The following is a 24,624-nucleotide window of genomic DNA, read 5'->3' on the forward strand; positions in this document are numbered from 1 at the left end:
CCGTCTGTCCACCCGTTCGTGCCATCTTAGCTCGTCACGTAGTCGCCGTACTCGTAGCTGTGGTCCTGTACGGAGTACACCTGGTAGAGACCCGGCGGGTCGCCGTTCTCGTCGATGTCGACCGGACCGCTGACGCCCTGGTAGTTCACGTCGCTCGGTGACCCGCCGTCGCGCAGAATCGCCGCAGCCTCCTCGAAGGAGAACACTTCCTCGCCCTCGGGGCGCGTCACGTCGCGCACGACTTCGTTCAACGCATCGCCGGTGAAGTCGTCGGCCGCCTCGATGGCGAGCGCCGAGATGGTGACGGCGTCGTACGCGTACGCCGCCCAGACGGTCGGCGTCGAGTCGTACGCCTCCTCGAAGTTCGAGACGAAGTTCTTGTAGTTGTCCTGGTCGGCCGGGGCGGACTCGGTGATGCCCTTCATCCCGTCGAGACTCCCCTCCGGCGTGTTCGCCAGAATCTCCTCGGCGACGGTCGACTCCGCGCCGTAGTAGTCGACGTTCGTGTTGTAGCCCTGGTCGAACGCCTCGTTCGCCATGACCGTCATCTCGTTCGCGTAGGTGAGGAACAGCCACGCCGACGCGTTCGTGGAGGCCATACTGGTGAGCGTCCCACTGTACGAGGACTGCCCCTGGTCGTGGGGTTCGTTGAACACGACGTCGCCCTCGAAGCTCTCGGCGAACACCTCGGAGAGGCCGGTGCCGTAGTCGTTGTTGATCCACGTGACGGCGACGGTGTCGTGGCCCTCGTCGGCGATGAACTGCGCGAGCGCCTGCCCCTTCGCCGACCCGGAGGGACTCGTCCGCATGAGGCCCGGGCGAGTCGTCAGTTCGGGACTCGTGGAGTTCTGCGATATCTGGACGACGCCCGACCCCTCCGTGACGGAGTCGTACATCGCGATGGAGACGCCGGAGCCGACGGCGCCGATGAACAGGGGGACGCCGTCCTGTTCGACCAGTTTCTGCGCCGCGGTGACGCCGGACTGGTTCGACGACTCGGAGTCCTCGACGCTGATGCTGAGCTGTCCGCTCTCCGAGCCGATTCCGACCTCGTTTATCGCCTCCAAGGCGAGGTCCTTGCCGCGTTGGTTGCGTTTGCCGTACGGTGCGAGCGACCCGGTGAGCGCGTCCACCATCCCGATGGTGTACGACCCCTGTCCGCCGGAGTCGCCCTCGCTCTCGGTCGCCGTCTCGGCGTCCGTGCTGTCGCCGCCTCCCGACTCTCCACCCGACCCGGAGTCGCCACTGGTCGGCGTCGATTCGGAGTCTTCGAGACAGCCAGCCAACCCGCCGACGAGCCCCATCCCAGAGAGTTTGAGAAGCGTTCGGCGGTCCACACGTCCGCCCGTGCCATTAGATTGCATGACAGAGTATCGTCGCCGGTGTTCCCGGATAAGGGTAGAACCTACCATGGTCGGGTATATCTATCAGACGTCCGAGAACACCACTCAGCGGCGATTGTGAGGCCGTTGATGATTTCGGAGGGTGGGGTTTCTATGGTCGGGTGAGCCACTAATACCCCGGACTCCCGAGCCACGAGTGATGATACCACCGGTCGCCAACAACTTCGTGGCGGGCGAGGACGTCGACGGTGTCCTCTCGCACGTCGCCGCGACGAACGAGACGGGAATCTCTGCCATCGTCAATCTCCTCGGCGAACACTACGACGACGAGGCCGACGCCGCCGCCGACGCCGACACCTACTGCGAACTCGTCGAACAGATCGCCGAACGCGACCTCGACGCGTGCGTCTCCGTGAAGCCCTCGCAGATCGGACTCGACATCGGTGACGACGTGTTCGCGGGGAATCTCGCGCGCATCGCCGACCGCGCCGACGACCACGGCGTCTTCGTCTGGGTGGACATGGAGGACCACGAGACGACCGACGCGACGTTGGACGCGTTCGAGGCGAACGCCCGCGAGTACGACGGCGGCCTCGGGGTGTGCGTGCAGGCGAACCTGCGGCGGACCGAAGCCGACCTGAAGCGACTCGCGGGCGTCCCGGGCAAGGTCCGACTCGTCAAAGGCGCGTACGACGAACCGAAGTCGGTCGCCTACACCGACAAGGCGACGGTGGACGAGAAGTACCGCGAGTATCTCGCGTTCATGTTCCGCGAGTTCGACGGCGGAATTGGCGTCGGCAGTCACGACCTGGCGATGATAAACCACGCCCTCGATTTGCACCGCGAACACGGCACGCCGTTCGAGGTACAGATGCTGATGGGCGTGCGCGAGGACGTGCAAGAACGACTCGTCGACACCGTCCCCGTCTACCAGTACGTCCCCTACGGCGGCAAGTGGGCCTCGTACTTCTACCGCCGCGTGCGCGAACGCAAGGAGAACGCGCTGTTCGCGCTTCGGGCCGTCCTCGGGTAGTCGACGGCCGCAGTCTCAATCGTGGTCGGAGTCGTAGTGTCAGTCGCAGTCTCAATCGTGGTCGGAGTCGTAGTGTCAGTCGCAGTCGACGGCCGCAGTCTCAGTGCGACTCGGGGTCGAGCAGTTTCGCTTCGGCCTTCCGCAGGTGTTCTAACAGCGTCGTCTTCGAGATGTCCAACTCGGCGGCGAGTTCGCGCGTGGAGACGCCGCGCGGCCACTGGTAGTACCCCCGGTCGCGGGCCAACTCGAACACCTCGTGTTGGGTCGGCGTCAGCGTCCCCAGTCGGCGTTCGCGCTCGGGTTCGACCGTGTCCGAGGTGGCGATTCGCTCGATGGCTATCTCCGCGCCCGTCTCCTCGCTCACCGCGTCGAGTTCAGACTCTATCTCCGTCCGTTCGCCGGCGAAGCACACCTTCCAGTACTCTCTGCCGCCTTCGATGCGCGTCGGCGCACTGTGGACGAACCCGTGTCTGAGGAGCGTCGGACAGATCATGTCGCAGGGGTCGTACTCCAAGAAAAACTCGCGGGCGACCCGTCCGGGGGCGACGCGCGCGGCCGTCTGCCCGAACCGCTCCTGTAACTCCTGGACGTCCCCGCCGTGTTCGGACGCCGCCACCGCGTCGAGGAGCGTCTCCACCTCGGCGGCACTGTCGCCGTAGGCGGTGAACAGGCCGTTCACCGTCGACGCTCCCGCTTCCGGGGCGTGGTAGATAGCGTGCGCGAGGATGCCGCCGGGATGTTTCTCCGTCGCTTCGATAGCCCAACAGTTCGGATGCCACAGGTCGAGCGTCAACCGCGTTCCCGCTCTCGTGACTCCACGTACACCCATGTACGACTCTGTTGGTCTACTCGGAGATATAGTGTTTGTTGTTCCCATGACCGACGGTGGCACGGACGCCGGCCGTCCATGGGAGGGACGGCGGTTATTAAGTGAGGTTCGTGAATATTGCCAGTATGGCGAACGAAGACGAAGTCTATCAGCACTACATCGCGGGCGAGTGGACAGACGGGACGGGCACGGAGACGTTCGAGAGCGAGAACCCGGCCACGGGGGAGTCACTCGGCGAGTTCCGTCAGGGAACCGCGGAGGACGTGGACGCCGCCCTCGCGGCGGCCGAAGACGCCTACGAGGAGTGGCGCGCCCTCTCGCACATCGACCGCGCGGAGTATCTCTGGGACATCTATCAGGAACTCAAGGACCGCCACCAGGAACTCGGCGAAGTCGTCACCAAAGAGTGCGGCAAAGAGATAAGCGAGGGCAAGGCCGACGTGACCGAAGCGTGGCACATGGTCGAGTGGGCCGCGGGCGACGCCCGACACCCGAAGGGCGACGTGGTCCCCTCCGAAATCGCCGCGAAGGACGCCTACATGCGCCGTAAGCCGCGCGGCGTCGTCGGCTGTATCACGCCGTGGAACTTCCCGGTCGCCATCCCGTTCTGGCACATGGCCGTCGCCCTCGTCGAGGGCAACGTCGTCGTCTGGAAGCCCGCCGAGCAGACGCCGTGGTGCGCGCAGATTATCGCCGAGATGTTCGACGACACGAACATCCCGGACGGCGTGTTCAACATGATTCAGGGCTTCGGCGACGCCGGCGAGGCCATCGTCGACGACGACCGCGTCGACACCGTCCTCTTCACCGGCTCTGCGGAAGTCGGCCACGAGATAGCCTCGAAGGTCGGCGGCGAACCCGGCAAACTCGTCGCCGCGGAGATGGGCGGCAAGAACAACGTGGTCGTCACCGAGAACGCCGACCTCGACATCGCCGTCCACTCGGCCGTCATGTCGTCGTTCAAGACGACCGGTCAGCGCTGTGTCTCCTCTGAACGACTCGTCGTCCACGAGGACGTCTACGACGAGTTCAAAGAGCGATACGTCGAGATAGCCAAGGACGTCGCCGTCGGCGACCCCCTCGAAGAGGACACGTTCATGGGTCCGCTCATCGAGGCGGAGCACTTAGAGAAGGTCCGCAAGTACAACGAACTCGCGAAGAAAGAGGACGTGAACGTCCTCGTCGACCGCACGGACCTGGACGACGACGAGATTCCCGAGGGCCACGAGGACGGCCACTGGGTCGGCCCGTTCGTCTACGAGGCGGACCCCTACGATGACCTGCGCTGCACGCACGAGGAAGTGTTCGGTCCCCACGTCGCCTTGCTCAAGTACTCCGGCGACATCGAGGAGGCCGTCGAGATTCACAACGACACCGAGTACGGCCTCGCAGGCGCTATCATCTCGGAGGACTACCGCCAGATAAACTACTACCGCGACAACGCGGAAGTCGGCCTCGCCTACGGCAACCTCCCCTGCATCGGCGCGGAGGTGCACCTGCCGTTCGGCGGCGTGAAGAAGTCCGGGAACGGCTACCCGAGCGCCCGCGAGATAATCGAAGCCGTCACCGAACGGACGGCGTGGACGCTCAACAACTCGAAGGACATCCAGATGGCGCAGGGACTCTCCGCGGACATCAAGACGAAAGACGACTGAGGCAGTCGACGCGGAGAATCGTCGAGAGAAACCCTCGTACCGTGACTTTTTGCAGGCGTCGGTCGCGTGGTTCTGAAACGAGTCCGTACCGTACGCGGCGTTCCTGTGCCAGCGTACGGTCCGACGAGTGCGGTGTCGCGGCGAGTGAGGGTGGCGGACGGTCCTCGCCGGGTTCGAGGACGGTCCGTGTCGACGCCATGTCGCGTCGATATGCCGTAGCGGACCCCGTTCACTACGGCGTGGTGCGGCGGGTCGTGCCGACGTAGACGAGAAAAGCGTCTTTCTGTCGGCACTGCTGGCTAAGGAGGACAGATGGATAAACCCTCCGGGAGAATGGCTGGCATCCCACAGCGACGGACGCCGTCTTCGGGACGTGCGATATCGACCCCGAACGGCGTCGGAAACTGCGAGAAAGGGCCGCGGCCGAGACTCCTCGTCCGAACCCTCTTTCTCAGGATAGCTCCGCTCTGAGGGCGGCTTCGAGATTTTCGAGTTCGCGGTCGAGGTTCCGCTTGAAGAACTGTTCGACGCCGGGTAGTCGGCCGTCGACGATGAACTCGTTGACGAGACGACTGCCCGTCTCCGTCTCCTCGATGGTGTGTTCGCCCGTGACGCGCATCAGTTTGGACTTGCCGACGAACTTGACGTAGCGCGGCGGGTCACGCTGGACGTCTTCGGTCTCGACGGGCGCCGTCGACTTCACCAGCGGAATCGGGAGCGAGACGTGCCAGGTCGCCGACCCCGTGTCCTCGTCGACTTCGTACCGTTCGACGACGCTTATCGCCTCCGCTCTCTTTGCCGGGTCGGCGATGAACTCCCAGACGGCCTCCGGCGGAGCGTCGAACTCGAACGCTCGCCTGACACGGACGGTCATACTCGCAGCCTACGAGAGGAGAGTAAAAAAGCCACCCGACCTATCCCATCGTGACGCGCCACGTCGTCGACCGGGCGCGCCCCCACTTCTCTATCTCGACGTCTTCGGACTTCTCGGCGAGTCGCGGGAGACGAGAACCGACCTGCTTCGCGGAGAGGCCGATGGCCTCGGCGATGTTCTTCGCCCGGAAGTATCGCTCGCCCGTGCCGACGCTCTCTCGCAGGTAGGCGATGATCCGCTGTTCTTCGTCGGTGTACTCACTCATTCTGAGCCGTTGGTAAGGGGTTTCATGCCTTAACGGTTTCTCGTCAGACACCGGTTAGATTACCAGAACGCCTGCGCGGCGACGACGGCGAGGGAGGCGGCGACGACGGCGACGGCGAACGCGACGGCGGTGGTGAGTTGGTCGCCGGAGACGACCATCCCGGCCGCGGCGATGACGGTGACGACGGAGAAGAGGACAGCGAAGCCGATTCCTTTGTCCGATTGGACACTCTTAGTCTGCATACTCTCGCGTTCGGTGGCACCGACTTAGTTCATTCGACAGCCCCTGACACGCGGCGACGGAGTCGGACCACATTTGTAGGAGGGACGAATCGCGTCGGATATGTCCGGGCAGATCGCGTCGGTGTTCGCCGGGAGCAAACTCCGAATCGCCGCGACGGTCGTCGTCGCACTCCTCGCCGTGACCGGGGGCCTGTTCGCGACGGGCGTCCTCGGCGCGCCCGCCGTCACGGGCGTGGAGAACCGCTTCGGCGACGTCACCGACGAGACGACCACCATCCACACGAACCTCTCCGTCTCGAACCCGAACCCCCTGGGTATCGAACTCGGCGGCGTCACCGTGAACTACACCGTCGACATGAACGACGTGCGCATCGCGAGCGGTCAGAAGTCGGGCGTCGCCATCGACGCCGGGAACGCGACGGTGAACACCGCGACGCAGATGCGAAACGAGCGCATCGTTCCGTGGTGGCGTTCGCACGTCCGAAACGGCGAGCACACGGTGGTGACTATCTCGCCGGAAGTCCACTCCTCGACGCTCGGTCGGACGTTCGAGGCGCCGACCGTCACCCGAGACGTGAACACCGACATGCTCTCGCAGTTCAACTCCTCGGAGACGCGCCCGGTGAACGCGAGTTCGCCCGTCGTCTCCGACCCCGTCCTCTACATCAACCAGACGAACGCCTCGTGGGGGCAGGTCAACGAGTCGGTGACGCCGCTGAACCTCCGGTTCGTCGTCTACAACCCCAAGTCGTACCCCATCACGGTCAGCCGACTCGGCTACGACATCGCGATGAACGACGTGGCCGTCGGCGACGGTACCAGCGAGTCGGGGTACGTGATTCCCGCGAAGTCGACGAAGACCATCGAGACGACGACGTACATCCGCAACGAGAACCTCGACGAGTGGTGGGTGAGCCACCTCGAACGGAATCAGGTGACCGACCTGCGGATAGACTTCCACGCCCGACTCGACGTGGGCGGGCAGACGGTCCGAATACCCCTCGACGCACTGACGTACGAGGAGGAGATAGAAACCGACATCTTCGGCACCAAACCGACGACGGCGAACGCCACGGACGACTCCGCGGCGGGCGCGGAGTCCGGGTCGCAGACGGAGACGGGTGACGACTCGGACGCGACGGCCACACCGACGGCGACGCCGACGGAGACGGACGACGGCGGCCTCCTCGGTGACGGAACGGCGACGCCGACGGAGACGGCCGAACCGACGAGCGCACCGGAACCGACCGCCACGGAGACGGAGACGACGGGGACGCAGACGACCACCGACGACGGCCTGTTCTCCGTGTCTCTGTGAGTGTGCGACCTCTCTCACGACACCGGTCACCAGTTGGTAATTTTTCTCATAGGCGATACGTTTTTATTGTCGGTCTCTGATGAGTGGAGTATAATGAATCGGGGTTCCAACGCTCCTGGTCGAGTTCTGCGCCCGTGATGAAGACCCCATCTCGGTGAGTTCCGACGGCGAACGCGTCGTCGTCGACATCGGTGAGCAGTCCTGCGTGCTGTCCAGAGCCGAAGCCGCGGCGCTACAAGACGCCCTCGGCACGGCGATTACGACCAAACGAGAGTTCCTCCGAACCGCGGGCGAACACCGCCCGGACGGGAGTTACGTCGTCTCGCGTCGCAGTTCCGAGTCGTCTGGCAACACGAAGGTCTTCGCCACGTTCGGAGCGTTGCACCGCCTGTTCGACCGGTTGCCCGAGGAGTTCACCGCCGACGACGTGGGACGAACGGGTATCACGGGGTCTCGGCGACACATGGTCGTCCGTCACCTCGGTGAGCATCCGGAGTTCGACTGCGACATCGCCAGTCGCAACCCGCTGACGGCGGTCAAAGCCGAGGGTCTCGACCCGTCGAAGGGAGACACCGTAGACGCCGACGCCGACTGACTCGTTTCGAGCGAAGAGCGACGGTTTCCGAGAGAAGAGCGACGAGGCCGACTCAGCCGATGGTGACGTGGTCGGACTCTTCGTTGAGTGCGAGGTTCGCCGCGATTTCGGCGTTCCGCATCGCGTACTGTGCGGTCTGCTGGAGGCTGACCAGCACTTCGCGAATCTGGAGGAGTTTCTGGTTGTCCATCTCCGGCAAGTCGTCGAGGATGTCTCGCTCCTTGTCGCGGATGTCGCGGAACAGTTCGCGACACTCCACCGTGAGGTCGTAGTCCCGTTCGACGACGGACTGAACCGCCTTCGACGTTATGTCGTCCACTTGGTCCGTGAACTCGCGGATGCGCCGCATCGTCGTCTGGTCGACGTCGAGGGTGTGCCCGTCCGCGTCCATGACGATGTTGGCGATGTCCTCGGCGTTGTCGGCGGTGAGTTCGAGGTTCTTCGCGACCGACCGGTAGCCGATGAGGGGGAATCCGGACTCCAGACCGACCGCGCGGCAGAGGTTCGGGTTCTGGTAGGCCGTGAAGATGAGGCGAAGGAGGAGGACGAATATCTTGTTCGCCTGCCGTTCGCGGTTGAGTGCACGCTGTGCGAGGTCGGGGTTGCTGTGCGCGAGGGCCTTGATGGCCTCGCCGCGCATCGTGCTCCCGGTGTTCTCCAGTCGTTCCAAGAGGTTGTCGAGGTTGAAGTCCTCGGGGTCGACAGAACACCGGATGGCGATTCGCTCGGGCGTCTCCTCGATGACGCCGAGACCCATCAGTTGCGTCTCCGCCTTGTAGACGGCGTTGATGTGTTCGGAGTCGAGGGCGCCCTCGCCCTTCTCGATGTGGATGACTCGTCGTCCGAGGACGTACTGTGCGACGATGGCGCGTTCGAGTGCGTCCGCGTTGAGTGCGTCCGCTCGAATGGTCGCGAGGGCGTCTTCCTGACTCGCGGACTCGGGGAGGACGGTGAGCGTTCCCTTCCCGCCCATCCGCAACGACACCTCGTCGCCTTTGTTCACGTTGTGTTCTTTGGCCCACTCCGCCGGGAGGGTCATCGCCAGCGTCGAGGGACCCAATCGCTGTACCTTACGCGTCTCCATGTCTACCCCCTTGTTGGGGATGACCTTAATCCTCACTATATGCCGATTATACGTACACTCAGAAATAGAACCGAATACGAGTGTCAGTGACCCGGCAGGCTCTCAGACCACTTCCATCATCCGGCGTTCGAAGCGCCCGACGCGGACGCGCGTCCACCCGCGGAGTTCGTCGTCCAGTTCCGGGTCGTCGGTGTCGACGTGGAGTTCGCCGACGCCGTCGAGTTTCGCCCGGGAGGCGACTATCTCCACGTCGCAGCGCCGAATCACGTCCGGAGAGAGTTGCGGGTTGCCCCGTCCGAAGACGAACCCCTGTCCGCCGATGGGCGAGACGACGACGACGTTCTCCCCGTCGGGTCCCAGGTGGTCCAGAATCTCCCGTTCGGTGGCGTCGAGGGCGACGACGTCGCCGTCGCGCCAGACGTCGACGCCGATGGGCGACCCCTCGAACCCGAGTTCGGCTTTCACCGCGCCGACGGTGCTTCCGGGGCCGAGGACGAACGTCTTCCCCGGCGCGTCGCGGATGTCGTCGGCGACGCCCGCGGCGAGGGCGTCCACCGTCCCGCCGCCGAGTTGCTTCGAGGACTGCATGTCGTCCGCCACGGGGACGACGGCGACGCCGCGGAGTTCGGGGTGAACCTCCCCCTCGCGGTAGTCGTCCTCGTTTATGTCGACGACTTCGCGTCGCTCCGTCCGGTCGAACGTCGTCGCCACGACGGCGGCGTCCTCCGGCGAGACGGCGAACACCGACGAGTAAACTTTCACGCCCGCGGGCGTGCCGAGCATCGGCGTCTCCGTCCCCTCCAACGCCTCGGCCACGTCCGCGGCGGTGCCGTCGCCGCCGACGAAGAGGACGAGGTCCACCGCCGCCTCGACGAACGCCTCCACGGCCCGTCTGGTGTCGTCGGTGGTCGTCTCCTCGTCGTCGGGGCCGCCGAGGACCGTCGGCGAGAATCCGGCGGCGCGCGCCGCCGACTCGCCCATCTCGCCGCCCCAGACGAACAGTTCGACGTCCGCGTCGCCCTCGTCGCGGAGCGTCTCGAACATCCGGCGGGCGCGGTTCGGCGCGCGCGGTTCCGCCCCGCGGGCGCGCGCCTCCGCGACTTTCCCGTCGGTCCCCTTCAGACCGACCCGACCGCCCATGCCCGCGATGGGGTTCACGACGACACCGATTCGCATACTCCAGTCGAGAGACGGCGGCGACAAAAGCGCGACGGTGCGCGTCGCCGTCGCGTCCGGCGTCACCACCGAGCGAGCGCCGACCCCCGGCGGACGACGTTCGCCGTCGCCGCGTCGTCGGAACTCGAACGTTTAAGAAAGGCGGCGGGAAACAGAGTGGCAATGATGCTTCCGCTCGAAGTCACCGGCGAACCGTTCCCCATCATGGAGACTGGCGCGACGATTCTGCTCGTGAGTATCCTGATGACCGTCGGCTGGTTGCTCTACCTCTACCGGTAGGTCACTCCTCTGTCTCGACGAGTTCGACCCGCGCGCTGAGCCACGCCGCCGCGTCGCGGAGTTCCGCCTCGTCCGTCGCCGTCAACTTCAGTCGGACGTGTTCGCCCGGGTAGCTTCCGACGGTCACGTCGAACGCCTCTTGGACGCCCGCGATTCGGTCTAACAGTTTGCTCTCTGGTTCGGCCGCGTGGACCGTCTCGGTGAACGTCTCCTCGCCGTCGAACTCGTCCTCCACGAGTTTGAACATCGCCTGCATCTCCGCGGGGACTCCCGGAAGCACGTAGATGCCCTCGACGACGGCACCGGGGGCGACGCCCTCCTCGTTCGGGAGCATCCGCGCACGCGCGGGCAGGTGCGTCGTCCCGTCGGCCAACTCCTCGGAGACGTAGCCGCCCTGTTCGGTCAACCACTGGAGCGCTTCCTCGTGTTGGACCAACTCGCGCCCGACGGCGGCGGCGACGCCCGCCATCGTCAGGTCGTCGTGCGTCGGGCCGAGTCCGCCGGTGACGACGACGGCGTCGTACTCCGCGCGGTACTCGTTGACGACGCGAGCGATGTCCGCGACGCGGTCCGGCACCGTCGTCACACGTTCGACGCGCGCGCCGCGCGCGGTGAGTCGCTCGCACAACCACGAGGCGTTCGTGTTCACTGTGTCTCCCGCGAGGAGTTCGTCGCCGACGGTCACGACTGCGATTCGCATGCCCACAGTTGGGCGGAGGTGCGGAAAAGCGACGCGGCACGCGAACGACGACACCTTCACCGAGCGAAACCTGTTCGGTTCCGAGACACATATCTCACGCTCACGAGCGCTTTTCATTCCCGACCGAGAGTGTCTGAACGATGTCACGAGACACACCCACGGTCGATCGGCGAACGGTCCTCGCGGGAACCGGCGCACTCGTCGGTGCGACGGCACTCAGCAGCGTCACGGGCGCGGCGGACACAGACGAGAGCGTGACGAACCACCAGCAGGACGAACACACCGACCCGCAGATTATCGCACACCGCGGGTTCGCCGGGGCGTATCCGGAGAACACCCTCGGCGCGATTGGACGGGCGACGTGGGGCGACGGCGCCGAGATGATAGAGATAGACGTCATCCCCTCCGCGGACGGGGAGGTCATGGTCGTCCACGACCCGGACCTCAGCAGTCGGGACGACGGGACGCGCGGACTGACCGACCTCGACGGCTACGTCTGGGAGTACTCCGCGGACGAACTCTCCGAGGCGAACGTCCTGCAGAGCGGTGAGGGGATTCCGACGCTCGGCGAGGTGTTGGACCTCATTCCCGACTCGGTCACGGTCAATATCGAGTTCAAGAACCCCGACACGACGGATATCGTCACCTCAGGACGCCTCTCGGAGGAACAGCTCGCAGAGCGGACGGAGCGGTGGCGACCGCTGGCCGAACGGGCCCTCGAAGTCGCCGCCGAGTACGACAACGAGATACTCGTCTCCTCGTTCGCGGAGGCGGCTCTCGCCGTCGTCCGCGACGTGGACCCGGAGGTTCCCATCGCGTACCTGTTCTTCGACTCCATCGAGACCGGACTGGAGATAACCCGCGACTACGACTGCGAGGCGATGCATCCGCCGTACGACATGATTCAGGGGTCGCCGTTCTACGGCGACGTGTACGGCCCGTACGAGGGCGAGGACGTCGACCTCGTCTCCGTCGCACGGGAAGAGAACCGGACGCTGAACGTCTGGACCGTCAAGACGTGGTACGAGGCCGAGCGACTCGCCGCCGCCGGCGTCGACGGTCTCATCGCGGACTATCCGAACCTCCTGTGGTCCGCAGACGACGAGATGGACGACGGCGGTCAGACGCCGACCGAGACGGCGGAAGAGACGGAGACGGGTACCGAGACGGGGACAGAGGAGGAAACTGCGACGGAGACGACCGAGACCGAAACGGAGGACTGAGAACGGAGTTTCGACGGCGCCGCGGTCAGCGCATCCCCGGCGGCGGGCCGTCGTCCCCGTCGTCCGTCTGGACGCCGAGGCCCATCTCCTCGCGTTGCTTGCGGAGGGCCTCTATCTGGCGGCGGTAGTAGAACAGGCCGCCGAGGCCGATGGCGCCGAACAGGGCGAAGATGCCCGCGAACACGTACAGGTCGCGTTCGAGGTAGAACTGGACGGAGATGGTGTCCACGTTCTGTCCCACCTCCTCGTCGGGCCAGTAGAGGTGGACCTGCCCGTCTTCGACGGACTTGTCGTAGCCGCCGGGTCGCGCCTGCCCGATGATGGGCGCGTCGATGCTTCGGTCCGGCGGGAGCACGATTTCGTAGGACCCCTCGACGTACGTGGGCAGGGAGAACCGCTTCGGCGACCCGCTACTCGTGAACGCGAGGTGGCCGCCGCCGCCCGGCGGTGCGTCGCTCGGGAGCGCGATGGTCGTCACGTCGCGGTTCTGCCGGACAGCACCGCCCCGGGCGCGAATCTCCGTCCCGTTGACGACGGTGCCGTTGGGGTACTGGTAGCGGACCGCCTCGACGGAGAGGGGGTTGCGCCCGCCGAAGCCGTCTCGACGGAACAGTTGTATCTCGCTTTGGTTCAGTTCGTACACCGCGGCGAACTTCGTGCTCTCCAGTATCTCGATGTGCGTCGTCGCGTTCGACTCCCACGCGTACTCCGCGGGCGGTTCGGCGTCGATACGCTCGGCCGCCACGTCACCCGTGCCGAACCCGAGACACCCGGAGGTGACAGCGAGGAGGGCGAACGCCACGAGGGCGAGGAGCAGCCTTCGGTTCATGTGTGCGCTCCGGTCGTCACGTCAGGACGCACTTCAGTTCGGACGGCAGATACTTACCGATGCTGGCGAGGAGTCCGGGCGGGTCCGTCCCCTCCGGACAGACGATGCTCTGTTCGAGTAAGCCGAGTCGTTCGACGGTGACGATGTCCTGGGCGTGGCCGGCGCGGTTGACCGTCGCGCGAACCTCGCCGCGGGTGGCGCTGTTGACGTTGACGCGGCCGCTCGAGCCCTCCTGACGGGTCCAGTCGTACAGTTCGTCGCGCGTCTCGTCGGCGAGACGGCAGGTGTCGCCGTAGACGAACGACAACGGGACGTGTTGGACGAGGCCGAACCGGTCGCGAATCTGCGTCGGCGACCCGGTGCCGAGACCGATTTCGTCGGCCGGGATGCGGATGTACTCGTGGAAGCCCACGTCGAGGACGAAGCCGTCTTCGTCCCACTGGTCGAGCGTTCCGACGTACGTCTCTCCGTCTTCCATGTGCGGCGTTATCTCTCCCCACTCGTCGGCGAGGAGGTTTCGCGCCGCGGTGGCGTCGTCGCCGTCGACGGTGACGGAGACGAAGTCGTCGTCGCGGACGCCGATGTCCCACGTCACGTCCAGGTCGCCGATGTCGTTGCGGACTAGCGAGTCCAGACTGTCGAGCGACCGTTCTCGCGCGTCGCCCTCGACGTAGCACTTGGTGGCGAGGACGACCATCAGTTAGCCTTCGCCTCGACGTTGAGTTCGTCTCGCAACTCCTCGATACGTCGTTCCATCGCTCCGACCATGTCGTCGTTCTCCATCGGTTCGAGCGGTGCGCCCGTCTCGGGACACTGGAAGCCGAGTTCCATCGCTTCGGAGAACTCGAAACGGATGCCCGCGGGTTCCGAGAGGTAGAACTCGTGAGTTCGTTCGTACTCCAGTCGTTCGTCGAGTGCGTCGAGCAGTCGGTACATCTCCTCTTCGAGGTTCTCCGGGATGTTCTCGTAGTGGAACGTCCAGAGATACGTCAGCCACCCCGAGTCCTCGTCGCGGACGCGGCGGTACGACGCCAGGTCGTTCTCGTAGAGGATGAAGAGCGCCCGTCGCACGTCGTTGAGTTCGAGTCCCAACTCCTCGGCCAACTCTTCGTCGGTGACCTCGCCGTCGGGCGGCGCGGCCGCAACCGGCATCCCCGTCGGTCCAACCAGTTCGTGGAGGTACTTCTGGATGACAGGGTCGTTCAGCAGCCCTTCAAAAGCCATTACCTGTCTTTGCGTCGCTGAGGAGTTTAAAAGCACCGAATACGGGGTTCCGATGGAGTGTCGGTACCACACCCAGTTGGGCTACGCGTCGTCCGCGTTCGCGTCGGCATCCGCGTCCGCGTCACCGACCGCCGCCGCTTCTGCCGACCCGGGTTCGACCACCTTCTTACCCGTCGCCTTCGGAATCACCGTTCTGTCGGCGTCCTCCCACTCCCGTTCGAGTTCGCGGCCGTCGAACAGGCGGTCTAAGAACACCGCGAGGCCGGCCACCTCGGAGTGTGGTTGGTTCGTCACGCCGACGTTGTAGTCGGCCTCCTCGTACACCTCGAACGGCACCTTCTCGCCGCCGACGACGACGAGGATGGGTTCGGACTGGTGGCGTTCTCGGACCGCCTCCTCGACGTCCTGGACGCGTTCGCCGTACATCGTCAGGTGGACGACGACGCCCTCCCAGTCCCGGATGAAGGCGTTCAGTCGGTCGGTCAGTTCGACGGTGAACGGACCGCCGAAGCGCCCGGTGATGTCTTCGACCGTCTCCAGCGACTGCCCGGCGTTGTCGGGGAACACGACCCGGTCCGCGCCGAGTGCGCGGGCGGTCAGCCCCACGTGCGTCGTCATCCGGTCGTCCCGTCCCGGTCGGTGGCCGTACCGGAGGACGGTGACTTCGGGTTCGTCCTGCATGAGACGGCATCGTCGGTGCGGGCGCTAAGGCCCTTCGCTTCGCCCGCTTCCCGAGACCTTCGAGAACCCCGAGAGAGGCTGTCACACGGGAGACGGGCCGTGAAAACCTGTCGCAACGCGCGCACCGGACCAGAACGAACTTACTCCGCCGAACGGGAGTGGCCGTATGGACCTCATCGACAAGCGCGTCGTCGTCACCGGCGGCGCGGGACTCGTCGGCTCTCACCTCGCGAAACGACTCCGCGACGACAACGACGTCGTCGTCGTGGACGACCTGTCGAAGGGCACGCGAGAACGCGTCCCCGACGGCGTCGAGTTCGTGCGGGGCGACCTGACCGACGCCGACGACGTGGCCGAAGTCATCACCGAAGACGTGGACGTCGTCTTCCACTTCGCCGCCTACACGGACACGAACTACGCGCACCCGCGGAAACTGTTCGAGGAGAACACCGAGATGACGTACAACGTCCTCGAACGGATGGAAGAGGTGGGCGCCGACAACCTCGCGTTCACCTCGTCGTCGACGGTGTACGGCGAGGCACCCCGCCCGACGCCCGAGGACTACGCCCCCCTCGAACCCATCAGCGTCTACGGCGCGTCGAAACTCGCCGACGAGGGCCTCCTCTCGACGTACGCACACTCGAAGGACTTCACCGTCTGGCTGTTCCGCTTCGCCAACATCGTCGGGCCGAAACAGCGCGGGAACGTCGTTCCCGACTTCATCGAGAAACTGCTGGAGGACCCCGAGACGCTCACCATCCTCGGCGACGGCCGCCAGGAGAAGTCGTACCTCCACGTCGAAGACTGCGTGAGCGCCATCTCGCACGTCGTGGAACACGCCGACGCGTCGATGAACACGTACAACCTCGGCACGCGGACGACCACCTCCGTCACGACCATCGCCGACATCGTCGCCGACGTGATGGACGTCGACCCCGAGTACGAGTACACCGGCGGCGACAGAGGCTGGGAGGGCGACGTGCCGCGGATGCGTCTCTCCATCGAGAAGCTCTCTGCGCTCGGTTGGAACCCCGATTCGTCCAGCGACGACGCCGTCCGCCGGGCGGCGCGAGAACTCGCCGCGGAACTCCGCGCCGAGTACGGCGTCGAAGCCTGAGCGACGGGCCGACGAGTCGGTTCTTCGGACCGTCGCCTGCGCGTTCACCAGCATTGAAGGGCCGCCACTTCCCAAGCCCCTGACGGGTGAGTACAGATGGGCGTGCTCACGGCAGTCGTGAACGTGCTGTCGCCCGACGAGGAGACGGCGGGCGACGACTCGTTCGGGTATCGCTGCGTCGACTGTGACGCGGAGTTCCGGCGGCCGAAGCGACAGATGACCCGCGTCAGATGTCCGGACTGTGGGTCGCCGGACGTGCGGAGTGCGGGCTGACGAGACGGCACCGCCTCGCGCGGCGTCGCTCGCGACCCGCCGCGAGCGGTACGGCTTTTACCGGCGGGCCACTACCCCCGGACGTGCAGTTCGTCGGGTACGACACGGCCGGTCCGGGACTCTTCCTCGCGAGCGACGGCGACGTCGAGTACGTCTCCGTCGAACCGGGCGACCGGTTGCGGTACACGCTCGGCGACCGTCACTGCGCGGGCGTCGTCGTCGACGACGAACACCGCGCGTGCGGGGCCGAGACGGTCCCCTACTGCCGTGACCACCGCTCGACGTGGGTGTGCGCGAAGTGTACGGGCACCTGTCTCAAAGACGAGATGGACTGTCACGACCCGCACGCCGTCTACCTCGCGGCGTTCGCTCCCGACGTGTTCAAAGTCGGCGTGACGAAGGAGTGGCGACTGGAGACGCGCCTGCGCGAACAGGGCGCCGACAGGGGCGCGCACCTCGAAACTGTCGCCAACGGCCGCATCGCCCGCGAGAGAGAGGCCGGTCTGGCCGAGTCGATACCCGACCGAGTCCGCGTCCCGACGAAGCGCGCGGGCCTCCACCGCGACGTCGACGACGACGCGTGGGAGTCGCTCTGTGCTGCGTTCGACGTGCGAGCGCGGTTCGACTTCGACTACGGCCTCGGACTGGAGTCGCAACCGGTGGACGAGCGAATCGCCACCGGCGTCGTGCGCGGCGTCCAAGGGCGACTCCTCGTCTTGGACCACGCCGGAAGCACGTACGCCGTTGATTTGCGCGACTTGGTCGGCCACGAGGTGACCGCCGAAGCGACGACGCGCGACGTGCAGTCGAGCCTCGGCGCGTGGGGATAACGTCACTCGCTCGACCAACAGTCCTTTGCGGCCTGGCCGTCAACGGTGAGCCATGTCCGAAGAGCCGGACGAACCCACCGACGACCCGGCCGCAGACGCCGGTGAAGACGCGAGTGACGACGAGGAGATGTCCTTCCGCGAGCGAGTCGAAGAGATTCGCAAGCGCCGCGAGGAGGAACGCGAAGAGGGTGACCAGCCGTCGCCCGAGGAGATGATGGGCGGCGGCGGTCCGGGCGGCCCCGGCGGCGCGGGCGGTAACCCCTTCGCGCAGATGATGAGCGGGATGATGGGCGGCGGTGGCGGCCCCGGGATGGGCGGCGGCATGGGCGGCCCGCCGGGCGCGCGCGGCGAGTCCCGCGAATCGGAGTCGGCCGGCAACGAGGAACTCGTCCGAGAGGTCCGCCAACTCCGCGACGAAGTCCGCGACGCGACTCGACAGCTTCAGCGCATCGCGCAGGCCGTCGAAGACCTGAACGACGACTGAGAACCGACGGAGCGGACCGCAGAGACGCTCAGTAGCTTTTTTCGGCGCACACCCGGTCGTACAGCGACGCGAGTTCGTCGATGGCGTGGTCGACGCTCACTTGGTCGCGCCGTTCGAGACACGACGCCGAGAGCACCTCGCGTTCGTCGAGGACGCGGCCGATGGCGTCGCGACAGGCGCTCAGGTCGCCGAGCGGGTAGTGATAGCCGGTGACGCCGTCGACGACGGTGTCCGAGAGCGCTCCCTCGTCGACGCCGACGACGGGCGTCCCGCAGGCGTTGGCTTCGAGCGCGACCAACCCCTGCGTCTCGACGGGACTCGGGAAGACGAACGCGTCGAGGACGCTGTAGAACGCCGCGAGTTCCTCGCGCGGGAGGAAGCCGAGGAAGTGCGCGTCCAGTCCCAACTCCGTCGCCAGCGACTCCAACTCCTCGCGGGCGGGGCCGTCGCCGCCGAGGACGAGCGACACGTCGAGTCCCTCGCTCGCCCGGAGGAACTCGTCGAGATTCTTCTCGAACCCGTGCCGACCGGTGTAGCCGACGAGCGGTCCGTCCGGGAGGTCGTACTTCTCGCGGAAGGCCGTCGCGTCGACGGGACCGAACCGTTCGACGTCGATACCGTTCGACAGGACGGTTATCGGCGTCTCCACGCCGACGTCGTCGCGGAGGTGCTCGCGGGTGTCCGCACTCGGACAGATGACGGCGTCCGCGCGGCCGAAGAACCAGCGCTCGTACCGCTCGGACAACGCCTCGATTCGGCGCTCGACGGAGTCTCGGGTGGTGATGTAGTCCGCGTACTCTCCCGTCGGCGTGTGGTATGAAGCGACGAACGGGCGGTCCTCGCTCCGGGCGAGTCGCATCCCCGAGAGACCGAGGGCGAACGGCGTGTGCGCGTGGACGACGTCCACGTCTTCGACCCGACTCGGGACGCGCGGGACGCCGAGGCGGTAGCCGTCGTAGAACGGGAACGAGACGCTCCTGACGGGGTACTCGCCCTCGCCGGGCGTGTAGTCGTTCGTCCCGGGGAACACCACGTCCATCCGGCCGCCACGCTCTCGCCAGTAGTCCCGCCACGTCTGGACGGTGTAGGAGACGCCGTTGACCGTGGGGAGATACGTGTCCGTGAACGCTGCGACCGACTGCATGCGTTCTCGGGTGCGCGGGCGGCCCTCATAAACTGCCGTGACTCGCATCTACGGGTCCGGAACGCGCCCGTCGAGGAGTGCCTCGTAGGTTGCTTCGAGTCGCTCGCCGACGCGGTCTAGGCTGTGCTCGGCGGCCGTCTCGCGGGCGTTCTCTCCGAGTCGCCGCCGGAGTTCCGGGTCGCGCGACAGCAAGTCGAGGGCGCGACGGAACTCCGCGTCGGTGTCGCACTTCAGGCAGTCGTGCCCGTGCGTGTAGAACTCCTCGAAGACGGGGATGTCGCGGAGGACGACGGCTTTTCCGCACGCCATCGCCTCCAAGACGGCGATGCCCTGGTTTTCGTTCTTGGTCGGGAAGAGGTAGACGTCCCCCGCCCCGAACGCCCCCCGAATGTCGTCTATCCAGCCCGTGAACGTGACGTTCGCCGGTGGGTTCGCCACCCACCGGTTCACCGTCCGCGAGGCGTGCGGGCCGGTGTCGTACGGGCCGAACCACGCGAAGTCGTAGTCGGTGGCTTCCGCGACTTCGCAGAACGTCGTGAGTCCCTTTCGCTCGAAGACGTTGCCGACGGCGAAGACGACCATCCCCGAGAGGTCGTACTTCCGGCGGTACTCCTCGCGAAGCTCCTCGAACCCCGCGAGCGAGTCGGTGTCGACGCCGTTCGTCATCGACCGAATCGGCGCGTCGACGGGGTACGACTCCAAGACGGACTTCGTGTACGCCGACGGACAGAGCACCAGGTCGGCCTGCGAGTAGAACCACTTGAGATACCGCCCGAGGAAGGGAGCGACGGTGGTCGAACCGCGGAACGACTCGGCGAAATCCTCGCGGGTGACGTGCGAGTGGAGGACGAGCGGAATCCCGTTGGCCGTCGCGTGGCGGGCGACGGCGACGGACCCGGGGCCGACGAGGTTGCAGTGCGCGAGGTCGTAGTCGCGGAACGCGCCGCGTCCGACGGCGGCCGAGAGACTCCCCACGGCGGGGTGGCCGCCGCGCCACGGTGAGGTGACCACGTCGACGTCGGTGTGCGAGAGCGCCGCGCGTTGCTGGGCCGTCGCCGTCCCGATACCGCTTCGGTCGAGGTGCGATTCGAGTTCCAGATAGTTCAACGCGCGAATGCTCACTGTCGTCACCGAGTTTCTCGGCGGGCGGTTTGACGCTACCGACTCGGTGGCGTCTCCCGGCGGCATCTCGCGGCTGCGATCCGTCCGCGGAACGGAACGACTTTGCCCGACGGTCTCGGTCCAGAGAACATGAGTATCGCCGAAGAGCGCATCGAGCGTCTCCACGGACTCGCCCGAAAAGCGGCCGCAGAAGGCGAGTACGAGCGCTCTCGCGAGTACGTTCGGCTCGCTCGGCGCATCGCGGAGCGGAACCGCTGTGGCCTCCCGCGGTCGTTCCAACGTTCGACGTGCGACACCTGCGACGTCTACCTCCGTCCGGGGCGGAACGCCCGCGTCCGCGTCCACCGGGGCCGCGTCATCGTGCGCTGTGACTGCGGCGAGACGAAGCGCTACCCGTTCGACTGAGGACGGCCGGCGTTCGCTCCCGCGTCTCGACGCTCGGAGTAATCCTCAACGTTGAAATCGCTCGACCCACACAGACACGTATGAGCAATCAAGACCTCCGGAAAGAGGCACACGACTTGGACGTGACCGTCTGGGTCGGCAAGAGCGGAATCGGCGCCGTCGAGGAGGAACTCTCGGACCAACTGAGAGAGCGAAACCTCGTGAAGATCAAGTTCCTGCGGTCGGCCCGCGCCGGAACCAGCGTCGAAGAACTCTGCGCGGAACTCGCCGAGCGAGTGAACGCCGAGGTAGTCGAGACGCGGGGTAACACCGGAGTCGTGCACCGATGAGCAGGGGACTGGTGCTTCTCCAGCAGAGCGAGGGCTCGGGGTTGTTCGACGCTATCGGGAAGTTCCTGACGGGAGTCGGCGTCCCGGCCGAGGTGGCCGAACCGTTCGCGCGCGTCCTCGCGTTCGTTCTCGCGTTCGTCGCCGTCTACTTCCTCGGACGACTCGCGCTGTTCCCCGTCGTCAACCGAGTCATGGACGGCCGCGGACTCGAACCCCACGCGCAGAAACCGCTGCGACGTCTCCTCGGCGTTGTCGTCGTCTTCGTCGCCCTCACTGTGGCGTTCGGGGCGGCGGGACTCCCGAACTTCCTGCAGTCGCTCGCGACCATCGCGGCGGCGGCGACGCTCGCAATCGGCTTCGCGATGCAGGACGTGCTTCAGAACTTCGTCGCGGGCATCTTCATCTACACGGACAAGCCGTTCCGCATCGGCGACTGGATAGAGTGGGACGGCAACTCCGGCATCGTCGAAGACATCAGCTTCCGCGTCTCGCGCGTCCGGACGTTCGACAACGAACTCCTGACCGTGCCGAACTCGCAACTGACCGACGGCGTCATCAAGAACCCCGTCGCGAAGGACACCCTGCGACTGCAGGTGCCGTTCGGCATCGGCTACGACGACGACATCGAGGCGGCAACGGACATTATCGTCGAAGAGGCGGAGTCGCACCCGGACATCTTAGCCGACCCCGGCCCGACGGTCCGACTGACCGAACTTGGCGACTCCTCCGTCGTCCTCAACTCGCGGTTCTGGATAGCGAACCCGAGTCGCGCCGACTTCGTGAAGACGAAAGCCGACTACGTGAAGAACGTCAAACGGCGGTTCGACGCGCAGGACATCAACATCCCGTACCCGAACCGAACCCTCAGCGGCGAACTCACCGTCGCCGGAGTACGAGAGGTCTCACCGTCTGACGACTGAAGCGCCGCGCTCGCGCTTTCTTCTCACAGTTCGATACGTTCGACGAGTTGGTCGTCTGCCTTCGTGTTGACCGCGATAATGCGGATGTAGTCTTCCAGCAGTGATTTGTGGAGCTTCGCCTTCAGGAGGTTGTCTACCTGATAGACACCCGCGGCGTTGACCATCTCAATCTCGACCAGAACGGGTTTGCTGTCTCCCGGTTTCAGCGCCACGCTGTCTATCGCCTGACTGGAGAGCGTGTTGATTCCCCGGCCGCCTTTCTCGTAGGGGATACGCGACCGGCCGCGCTCCATGTCGAGTGCGTCCGAGACGCGGATGACGCCCGCCTCGGTCGTCAGGGGGTCCTCCTCGGTGTGGTGACAGAGGATGGCGTGGAGCACTTCCGCCTTCATGCGGACGACTTCGGGCGTCTCGTAGAAGCGCGGGAGGAACCGGTCTAACAGGTCCGCGGCCAGCGGAATCGAGTAGTAGGCGTGCTCGTCGCGGTGGACGATGTGCCCGATGTCGTGGAGCGTCGCCGCGAGTGCGACGATGACCGCTTCGTCCGCCTCTTCGAGACCCTGTTGGGCGGCGCCGTTGAACTCGACGCCGCCCTCTTTCAACAGGTCGTACAGACGGAGCGCGCGGTTGCGAACGATTTCGATGTGCTTCTCGCCGTGGTCGTTGTAGCCCTTCCGCGTGACGGCGTTGACGTTCTGTGCCTTGAGATACGTCCGCACCTCGGGGTCAGAGAGGAGTTCCGGCAGAATCTCGTTGAGTTTCTCGTCCGGAAAACTGTGGTCCGCGTCGGGGTCGTACTTTCGACCGCCGTTGTCGGTTACGTCAGCCATTCCGTCGCGTAGTACGCCCGGGAGGTGAAAGTACCTCCGGTCGTGGCAGGGGCGACGTGTCAGATGCGCGCGGAGTCGGACGCGGACGCCGCGGCGGCCGCCTCGGCCACTTCGTCGTAGTCGGGTTCCGCGCTCGGGTCGTCGCTCACCCACCGGTACGTCACCGTTCCGTCGGCGTCCACGACGAACACCGCGCGCTTGGCCACGTCGCGAACGCCCGCCGACGTGAAGTCCATCGCCACGTCGTAGTCGTGGACGAGTTCGCGGTTCGTGTCGCTCAGCAGCGCGAAGTTCAGGTCGTTCTGCCGACGGAACTCGTTGAGCGTGAACGGCGTGTCGATGCTGACTCCGTACACCGTCGCGTCTATCTCCTCGAAGTTCGCCATCCGGTCGCGGAACGTGCACATCTCTGTCGTACAGGTGCTCGTGAACGCGGCGGGGAAGAACGCGAGGACGAGTGGTGCGTCGTCGAGGTTCTCCGACAGCGTGAACGTCTCGACGGAACCGTCTGCGAGCGGTACGGTGAAATCCGGGGCTTCGTCGCCAACGTCGACCATAGCGGGTCGTAGGAGGAGAGTCGGTTGAAGCTTACTGTACGCCTCAGTTCTCGCCGCGTTCGCGAATCGCAACGGCGAAGGCGGCGGCGGCACCGACGAACGACGCGTTGCGCACGAAGGCGTCGAACTCGTCGTCTCGCTGGTCGCCCTCCATGTTCCAGAAGTCGTGCATCTGCGGCGTCACGCCGAGGAGGAACGCCGCGATGCCGGCGACGCCGAGGAGGGGCGCGAGGCCGACGGCGAGAAGCACGCCACCGACCAAGAGCATCGCACTCGCCGCGGGGACGAGGACGTTGGGGAACGGGACACCGACGCTGTCGGCGTAGCCCACCATGTCGTCGATATTCGAGAGGTTGTCGTAGCCGTCGCGGGCGAACTTCGCACCGAACGCCACTCGCGCGACGACGAGTAGGAGGCGGTTAATCATACAGTCGAGTACAGGGCGAGACGAGGATAATGTCTGACGGCCCCGGCGGGCGCCACTGGTTTCACCATCGTTGACACGACGTTCGGCGTCCCGCGGAAAATCACGGGGTGTACGCTCTCTCTAGAGAGACATTGTGTGAAGCGTGTTTGTTTCGCTCCGAGAGTCGCGCAGCGGCCCGAAGAAGGCCGATACGCTGACGTGAGACGGTCGAAGTGCGCACCCGTGCGACACCGTGAAATGCAAAAAGCCTATAGTCGCGAGTAGGTTAGGGCCAGTTAGCGATGTTCCAGACGATAACCCCCCTGTTCCCAGGGATTCCGGGTGGGCCGGAGCTTCTCATCGTCCTGCTCGTCCTCGTGTTGCTGTTCGGGGCGAACAAGATTCCGAAGCTCGCTCGGTCCACGGGTCAGGCCATGGGCGAGTTCAAGCGCGGGCGCAGCGAGATCGAAGAAGAACTGCAGCAGATGGGGCAAGACGACACCGACGACGACGAAGAGGACGAGGAGACGGCGAAGTCCACGACCACGTCTTCGGAGACGAACTGAGCGGTCTTCTTCCTCCAGCTTTCTCGAAAACAGACGACATATAGTGGTCGCTCTCGTACGGTCGACGGAACGTGTGGCCTAGTGGATAGGGCGAGAGGTTCCTAACCTCTCGATCGCGGGTTCGAATCCCGCCACGTTCGTCTTCGGCGACCGACGGAGTAGCCCCACCCGCGGGCGTCGTCCGGCCACCCTGAACCGACAGCGCTCGGGTTGCGATTCAAGTAATTAACAACCTACTAAACGTCGGTGTAAGAGTTGTCTCGACGACATGAAAATCCGTATTCGCAGAAT

30 protein-coding genes and 1 tRNA gene are annotated in these 24,624 nt (G+C 65.5%); 14 read left to right on the plus strand and 17 right to left on the minus strand.

Features of this window, described 5'->3' with window-relative positions; all coding sequences use genetic code 11:
• Positions 1-26: 26 nt before the first annotated feature.
• Complete coding sequence (locus tag BM282_RS06660) at positions 27-1,337, minus strand: ABC transporter substrate-binding protein (protein ID WP_175501439.1); 1,311 nt, start codon at positions 1,335-1,337, stop codon at positions 27-29.
• Between the two features lie 205 nt (positions 1,338-1,542).
• Here BM282_RS06660 and BM282_RS06665 point away from each other — a divergent pair, with 205 nt between their 5' ends.
• A complete protein-coding gene (locus BM282_RS06665) occupies positions 1,543-2,376 on the plus strand; it encodes a proline dehydrogenase family protein (protein ID WP_089878286.1) in 834 nt (277 codons plus the stop codon).
• A gap of 100 nt (positions 2,377-2,476) precedes the next feature.
• Here BM282_RS06665 and BM282_RS06670 read toward each other — a convergent pair whose 3' ends face one another.
• Positions 2,477-3,205 (minus strand): helix-turn-helix domain-containing protein, encoded by a 729-nt coding sequence (locus BM282_RS06670; RefSeq protein WP_089878289.1) that lies wholly within the window; start codon positions 3,203-3,205, stop codon positions 2,477-2,479.
• 125 nt (positions 3,206-3,330) lie between these two features.
• Here BM282_RS06670 and BM282_RS06675 point away from each other — a divergent pair, with 125 nt between their 5' ends.
• Positions 3,331-4,860, plus strand: a complete 1,530-nt coding sequence (locus BM282_RS06675) for an aldehyde dehydrogenase family protein (RefSeq protein WP_089878291.1) — start codon at positions 3,331-3,333, stop codon at positions 4,858-4,860.
• A gap of 451 nt (positions 4,861-5,311) precedes the next feature.
• Here the strand turns inward: BM282_RS06675 and BM282_RS06680 are convergent, their stop codons facing one another.
• From BM282_RS06680 to BM282_RS06690, 3 genes are read right to left on the minus strand one after another with little or no spacing between them, the layout of a single operon-like run.
• A complete protein-coding gene (locus BM282_RS06680) occupies positions 5,312-5,734 on the minus strand; it encodes an SRPBCC family protein (protein WP_089878293.1) in 423 nt (140 codons plus the stop codon).
• Positions 5,735-5,774: 40 nt separating this feature from the next.
• On the minus strand, positions 5,775-5,999 hold the full coding sequence (locus tag BM282_RS06685; protein ID WP_089878296.1) for a DUF7123 family protein: 225 nt from the start codon (positions 5,997-5,999) through the stop codon (positions 5,775-5,777).
• A gap of 59 nt (positions 6,000-6,058) precedes the next feature.
• The gene (locus BM282_RS06690) at positions 6,059-6,241 is read right to left on the minus strand and encodes a DUF7525 family protein (protein ID WP_089878299.1); all 183 of its coding nucleotides are present in this window, start codon (positions 6,239-6,241) and stop codon (positions 6,059-6,061) included.
• A gap of 100 nt (positions 6,242-6,341) precedes the next feature.
• On the opposite strand from BM282_RS06690, the gene BM282_RS06695 reads away from it, so the two are divergent.
• Positions 6,342-7,559 (plus strand): LEA type 2 family protein, encoded by a 1,218-nt coding sequence (locus BM282_RS06695; RefSeq protein ID WP_089878302.1) that lies wholly within the window; start codon positions 6,342-6,344, stop codon positions 7,557-7,559.
• A 148-nt stretch (positions 7,560-7,707) separates the two neighbouring features.
• Positions 7,708-8,154 carry a DUF7528 family protein gene (locus tag BM282_RS06700; RefSeq protein WP_175501441.1) on the plus strand — a complete coding sequence of 149 codons (447 nt, stop codon included), beginning with the start codon at positions 7,708-7,710 and terminating at the stop codon, positions 8,152-8,154.
• A gap of 52 nt (positions 8,155-8,206) precedes the next feature.
• Here the strand turns inward: BM282_RS06700 and BM282_RS06705 are convergent, their stop codons facing one another.
• The 3 genes from BM282_RS06705 to BM282_RS06715 all read right to left on the minus strand — a co-directional run bounded on the left by BM282_RS06705 (position 8,207) and on the right by BM282_RS06715 (position 11,393).
• Complete coding sequence (locus BM282_RS06705; RefSeq protein ID WP_089878303.1) at positions 8,207-9,238, minus strand: phosphate signaling complex PhoU family protein; 1,032 nt, start codon at positions 9,236-9,238, stop codon at positions 8,207-8,209.
• Between the two features lie 102 nt (positions 9,239-9,340).
• Positions 9,341-10,414, minus strand: coding sequence for an ATP-NAD kinase family protein (locus BM282_RS06710; RefSeq protein WP_089878306.1), 1,074 nt, complete (start codon positions 10,412-10,414; stop codon positions 9,341-9,343).
• Positions 10,415-10,694: 280 nt separating this feature from the next.
• The gene (locus tag BM282_RS06715) at positions 10,695-11,393 is read right to left on the minus strand and encodes a competence/damage-inducible protein A (protein WP_089878309.1); all 699 of its coding nucleotides are present in this window, start codon (positions 11,391-11,393) and stop codon (positions 10,695-10,697) included.
• Positions 11,394-11,533: 140 nt separating this feature from the next.
• Between BM282_RS06715 and BM282_RS06720 the strand changes: the two genes are divergently transcribed.
• A complete protein-coding gene (locus BM282_RS06720) occupies positions 11,534-12,616 on the plus strand; it encodes a glycerophosphodiester phosphodiesterase (RefSeq protein ID WP_089878312.1) in 1,083 nt (360 codons plus the stop codon).
• Positions 12,617-12,641: 25 nt separating this feature from the next.
• Here the strand turns inward: BM282_RS06720 and BM282_RS06725 are convergent, their stop codons facing one another.
• The 4 genes from BM282_RS06725 to BM282_RS06740 all read right to left on the minus strand — a co-directional run bounded on the left by BM282_RS06725 (position 12,642) and on the right by BM282_RS06740 (position 15,350).
• Positions 12,642-13,445, minus strand: a complete 804-nt coding sequence (locus BM282_RS06725; protein WP_089878314.1) for a DUF5803 family protein — start codon at positions 13,443-13,445, stop codon at positions 12,642-12,644.
• A gap of 16 nt (positions 13,446-13,461) precedes the next feature.
• Positions 13,462-14,142 carry a DUF2110 family protein gene (locus BM282_RS06730; protein WP_089878317.1) on the minus strand — a complete coding sequence of 227 codons (681 nt, stop codon included), beginning with the start codon at positions 14,140-14,142 and terminating at the stop codon, positions 13,462-13,464.
• The gene (locus BM282_RS06735) at positions 14,142-14,669 is read right to left on the minus strand and encodes a transcription factor (protein ID WP_089878318.1); all 528 of its coding nucleotides are present in this window, start codon (positions 14,667-14,669) and stop codon (positions 14,142-14,144) included. Before BM282_RS06735 ends, BM282_RS06730 begins: the two co-directional genes overlap by 1 nt.
• A gap of 81 nt (positions 14,670-14,750) precedes the next feature.
• Positions 14,751-15,350 carry a tRNA (cytidine(56)-2'-O)-methyltransferase gene (locus tag BM282_RS06740; protein ID WP_089878321.1) on the minus strand — a complete coding sequence of 200 codons (600 nt, stop codon included), beginning with the start codon at positions 15,348-15,350 and terminating at the stop codon, positions 14,751-14,753.
• Positions 15,351-15,516: 166 nt separating this feature from the next.
• Here BM282_RS06740 and BM282_RS06745 point away from each other — a divergent pair, with 166 nt between their 5' ends.
• From BM282_RS06745 to BM282_RS06755, 4 genes are all read left to right on the plus strand, one after another.
• Positions 15,517-16,467, plus strand: a complete 951-nt coding sequence (locus tag BM282_RS06745; protein WP_089878324.1) for an NAD-dependent epimerase/dehydratase family protein — start codon at positions 15,517-15,519, stop codon at positions 16,465-16,467.
• Positions 16,468-16,563: 96 nt separating this feature from the next.
• Positions 16,564-16,740, plus strand: a complete 177-nt coding sequence (locus BM282_RS18135; protein WP_139229694.1) for a hydrogenase maturation nickel metallochaperone HypA — start codon at positions 16,564-16,566, stop codon at positions 16,738-16,740.
• An 83-nt stretch (positions 16,741-16,823) separates the two neighbouring features.
• Complete coding sequence (locus BM282_RS06750; protein WP_089878327.1) at positions 16,824-17,570, plus strand: DUF2797 domain-containing protein; 747 nt, start codon at positions 16,824-16,826, stop codon at positions 17,568-17,570.
• Between the two features lie 52 nt (positions 17,571-17,622).
• A complete protein-coding gene (locus BM282_RS06755) occupies positions 17,623-18,054 on the plus strand; it encodes a hypothetical protein (protein WP_089878329.1) in 432 nt (143 codons plus the stop codon).
• Between the two features lie 28 nt (positions 18,055-18,082).
• Here the strand turns inward: BM282_RS06755 and BM282_RS06760 are convergent, their stop codons facing one another.
• Both BM282_RS06760 and BM282_RS06765 read right to left on the minus strand, forming a co-directional pair.
• Positions 18,083-19,198, minus strand: a complete 1,116-nt coding sequence (locus BM282_RS06760; protein ID WP_089878333.1) for a glycosyltransferase — start codon at positions 19,196-19,198, stop codon at positions 18,083-18,085.
• Between the two features lie 48 nt (positions 19,199-19,246).
• Positions 19,247-20,314 carry a glycosyltransferase family 4 protein gene (locus BM282_RS06765; protein WP_089879476.1) on the minus strand — a complete coding sequence of 356 codons (1,068 nt, stop codon included), beginning with the start codon at positions 20,312-20,314 and terminating at the stop codon, positions 19,247-19,249.
• Positions 20,315-20,449: 135 nt separating this feature from the next.
• Between BM282_RS06765 and BM282_RS06770 the strand changes: the two genes are divergently transcribed.
• From BM282_RS06770 to BM282_RS06780, 3 genes are all read left to right on the plus strand, one after another.
• A complete protein-coding gene (locus tag BM282_RS06770; RefSeq protein WP_089878336.1) occupies positions 20,450-20,725 on the plus strand; it encodes a ribonuclease P protein component 4 in 276 nt (91 codons plus the stop codon).
• A gap of 80 nt (positions 20,726-20,805) precedes the next feature.
• On the plus strand, positions 20,806-21,054 hold the full coding sequence (locus BM282_RS06775) for a YhbY family RNA-binding protein (protein WP_089878339.1): 249 nt from the start codon (positions 20,806-20,808) through the stop codon (positions 21,052-21,054).
• Positions 21,051-21,974, plus strand: a complete 924-nt coding sequence (locus BM282_RS06780; protein ID WP_089878342.1) for a mechanosensitive ion channel family protein — start codon at positions 21,051-21,053, stop codon at positions 21,972-21,974. Before BM282_RS06775 ends, BM282_RS06780 begins: the two co-directional genes overlap by 4 nt.
• Before the next feature lie 23 nt (positions 21,975-21,997).
• On the opposite strand, the gene BM282_RS06785 is transcribed toward BM282_RS06780, so the two are convergent.
• The 3 genes from BM282_RS06785 to BM282_RS06795 are packed head-to-tail and all read right to left on the minus strand — an operon-like array spanning position 21,998 to position 23,788.
• Positions 21,998-22,804, minus strand: coding sequence for an HD domain-containing protein (locus BM282_RS06785; protein WP_089878345.1), 807 nt, complete (start codon positions 22,802-22,804; stop codon positions 21,998-22,000).
• Between the two features lie 59 nt (positions 22,805-22,863).
• The gene (locus BM282_RS06790; RefSeq protein WP_089878348.1) at positions 22,864-23,361 is read right to left on the minus strand and encodes a redoxin domain-containing protein; all 498 of its coding nucleotides are present in this window, start codon (positions 23,359-23,361) and stop codon (positions 22,864-22,866) included.
• A 43-nt stretch (positions 23,362-23,404) separates the two neighbouring features.
• Positions 23,405-23,788, minus strand: coding sequence for a DoxX family protein (locus BM282_RS06795; protein ID WP_089878351.1), 384 nt, complete (start codon positions 23,786-23,788; stop codon positions 23,405-23,407).
• A 281-nt stretch (positions 23,789-24,069) separates the two neighbouring features.
• Here BM282_RS06795 and BM282_RS06800 point away from each other — a divergent pair, with 281 nt between their 5' ends.
• Both BM282_RS06800 and BM282_RS06805 read left to right on the plus strand, forming a co-directional pair.
• Positions 24,070-24,333 (plus strand): Sec-independent protein translocase subunit TatA/TatB, encoded by a 264-nt coding sequence (locus BM282_RS06800; protein WP_089878354.1) that lies wholly within the window; start codon positions 24,070-24,072, stop codon positions 24,331-24,333.
• A gap of 67 nt (positions 24,334-24,400) precedes the next feature.
• Positions 24,401-24,473 (plus strand) — tRNA-Arg (locus tag BM282_RS06805).
• The last annotated feature ends 151 nt before the right edge of the window (positions 24,474-24,624 follow it).

The sequence above is a fragment of the Halogeometricum limi genome (assembly GCF_900115785.1).
Taxonomy (GTDB): domain Archaea; phylum Halobacteriota; class Halobacteria; order Halobacteriales; family Haloferacaceae; genus Halogeometricum; species Halogeometricum limi.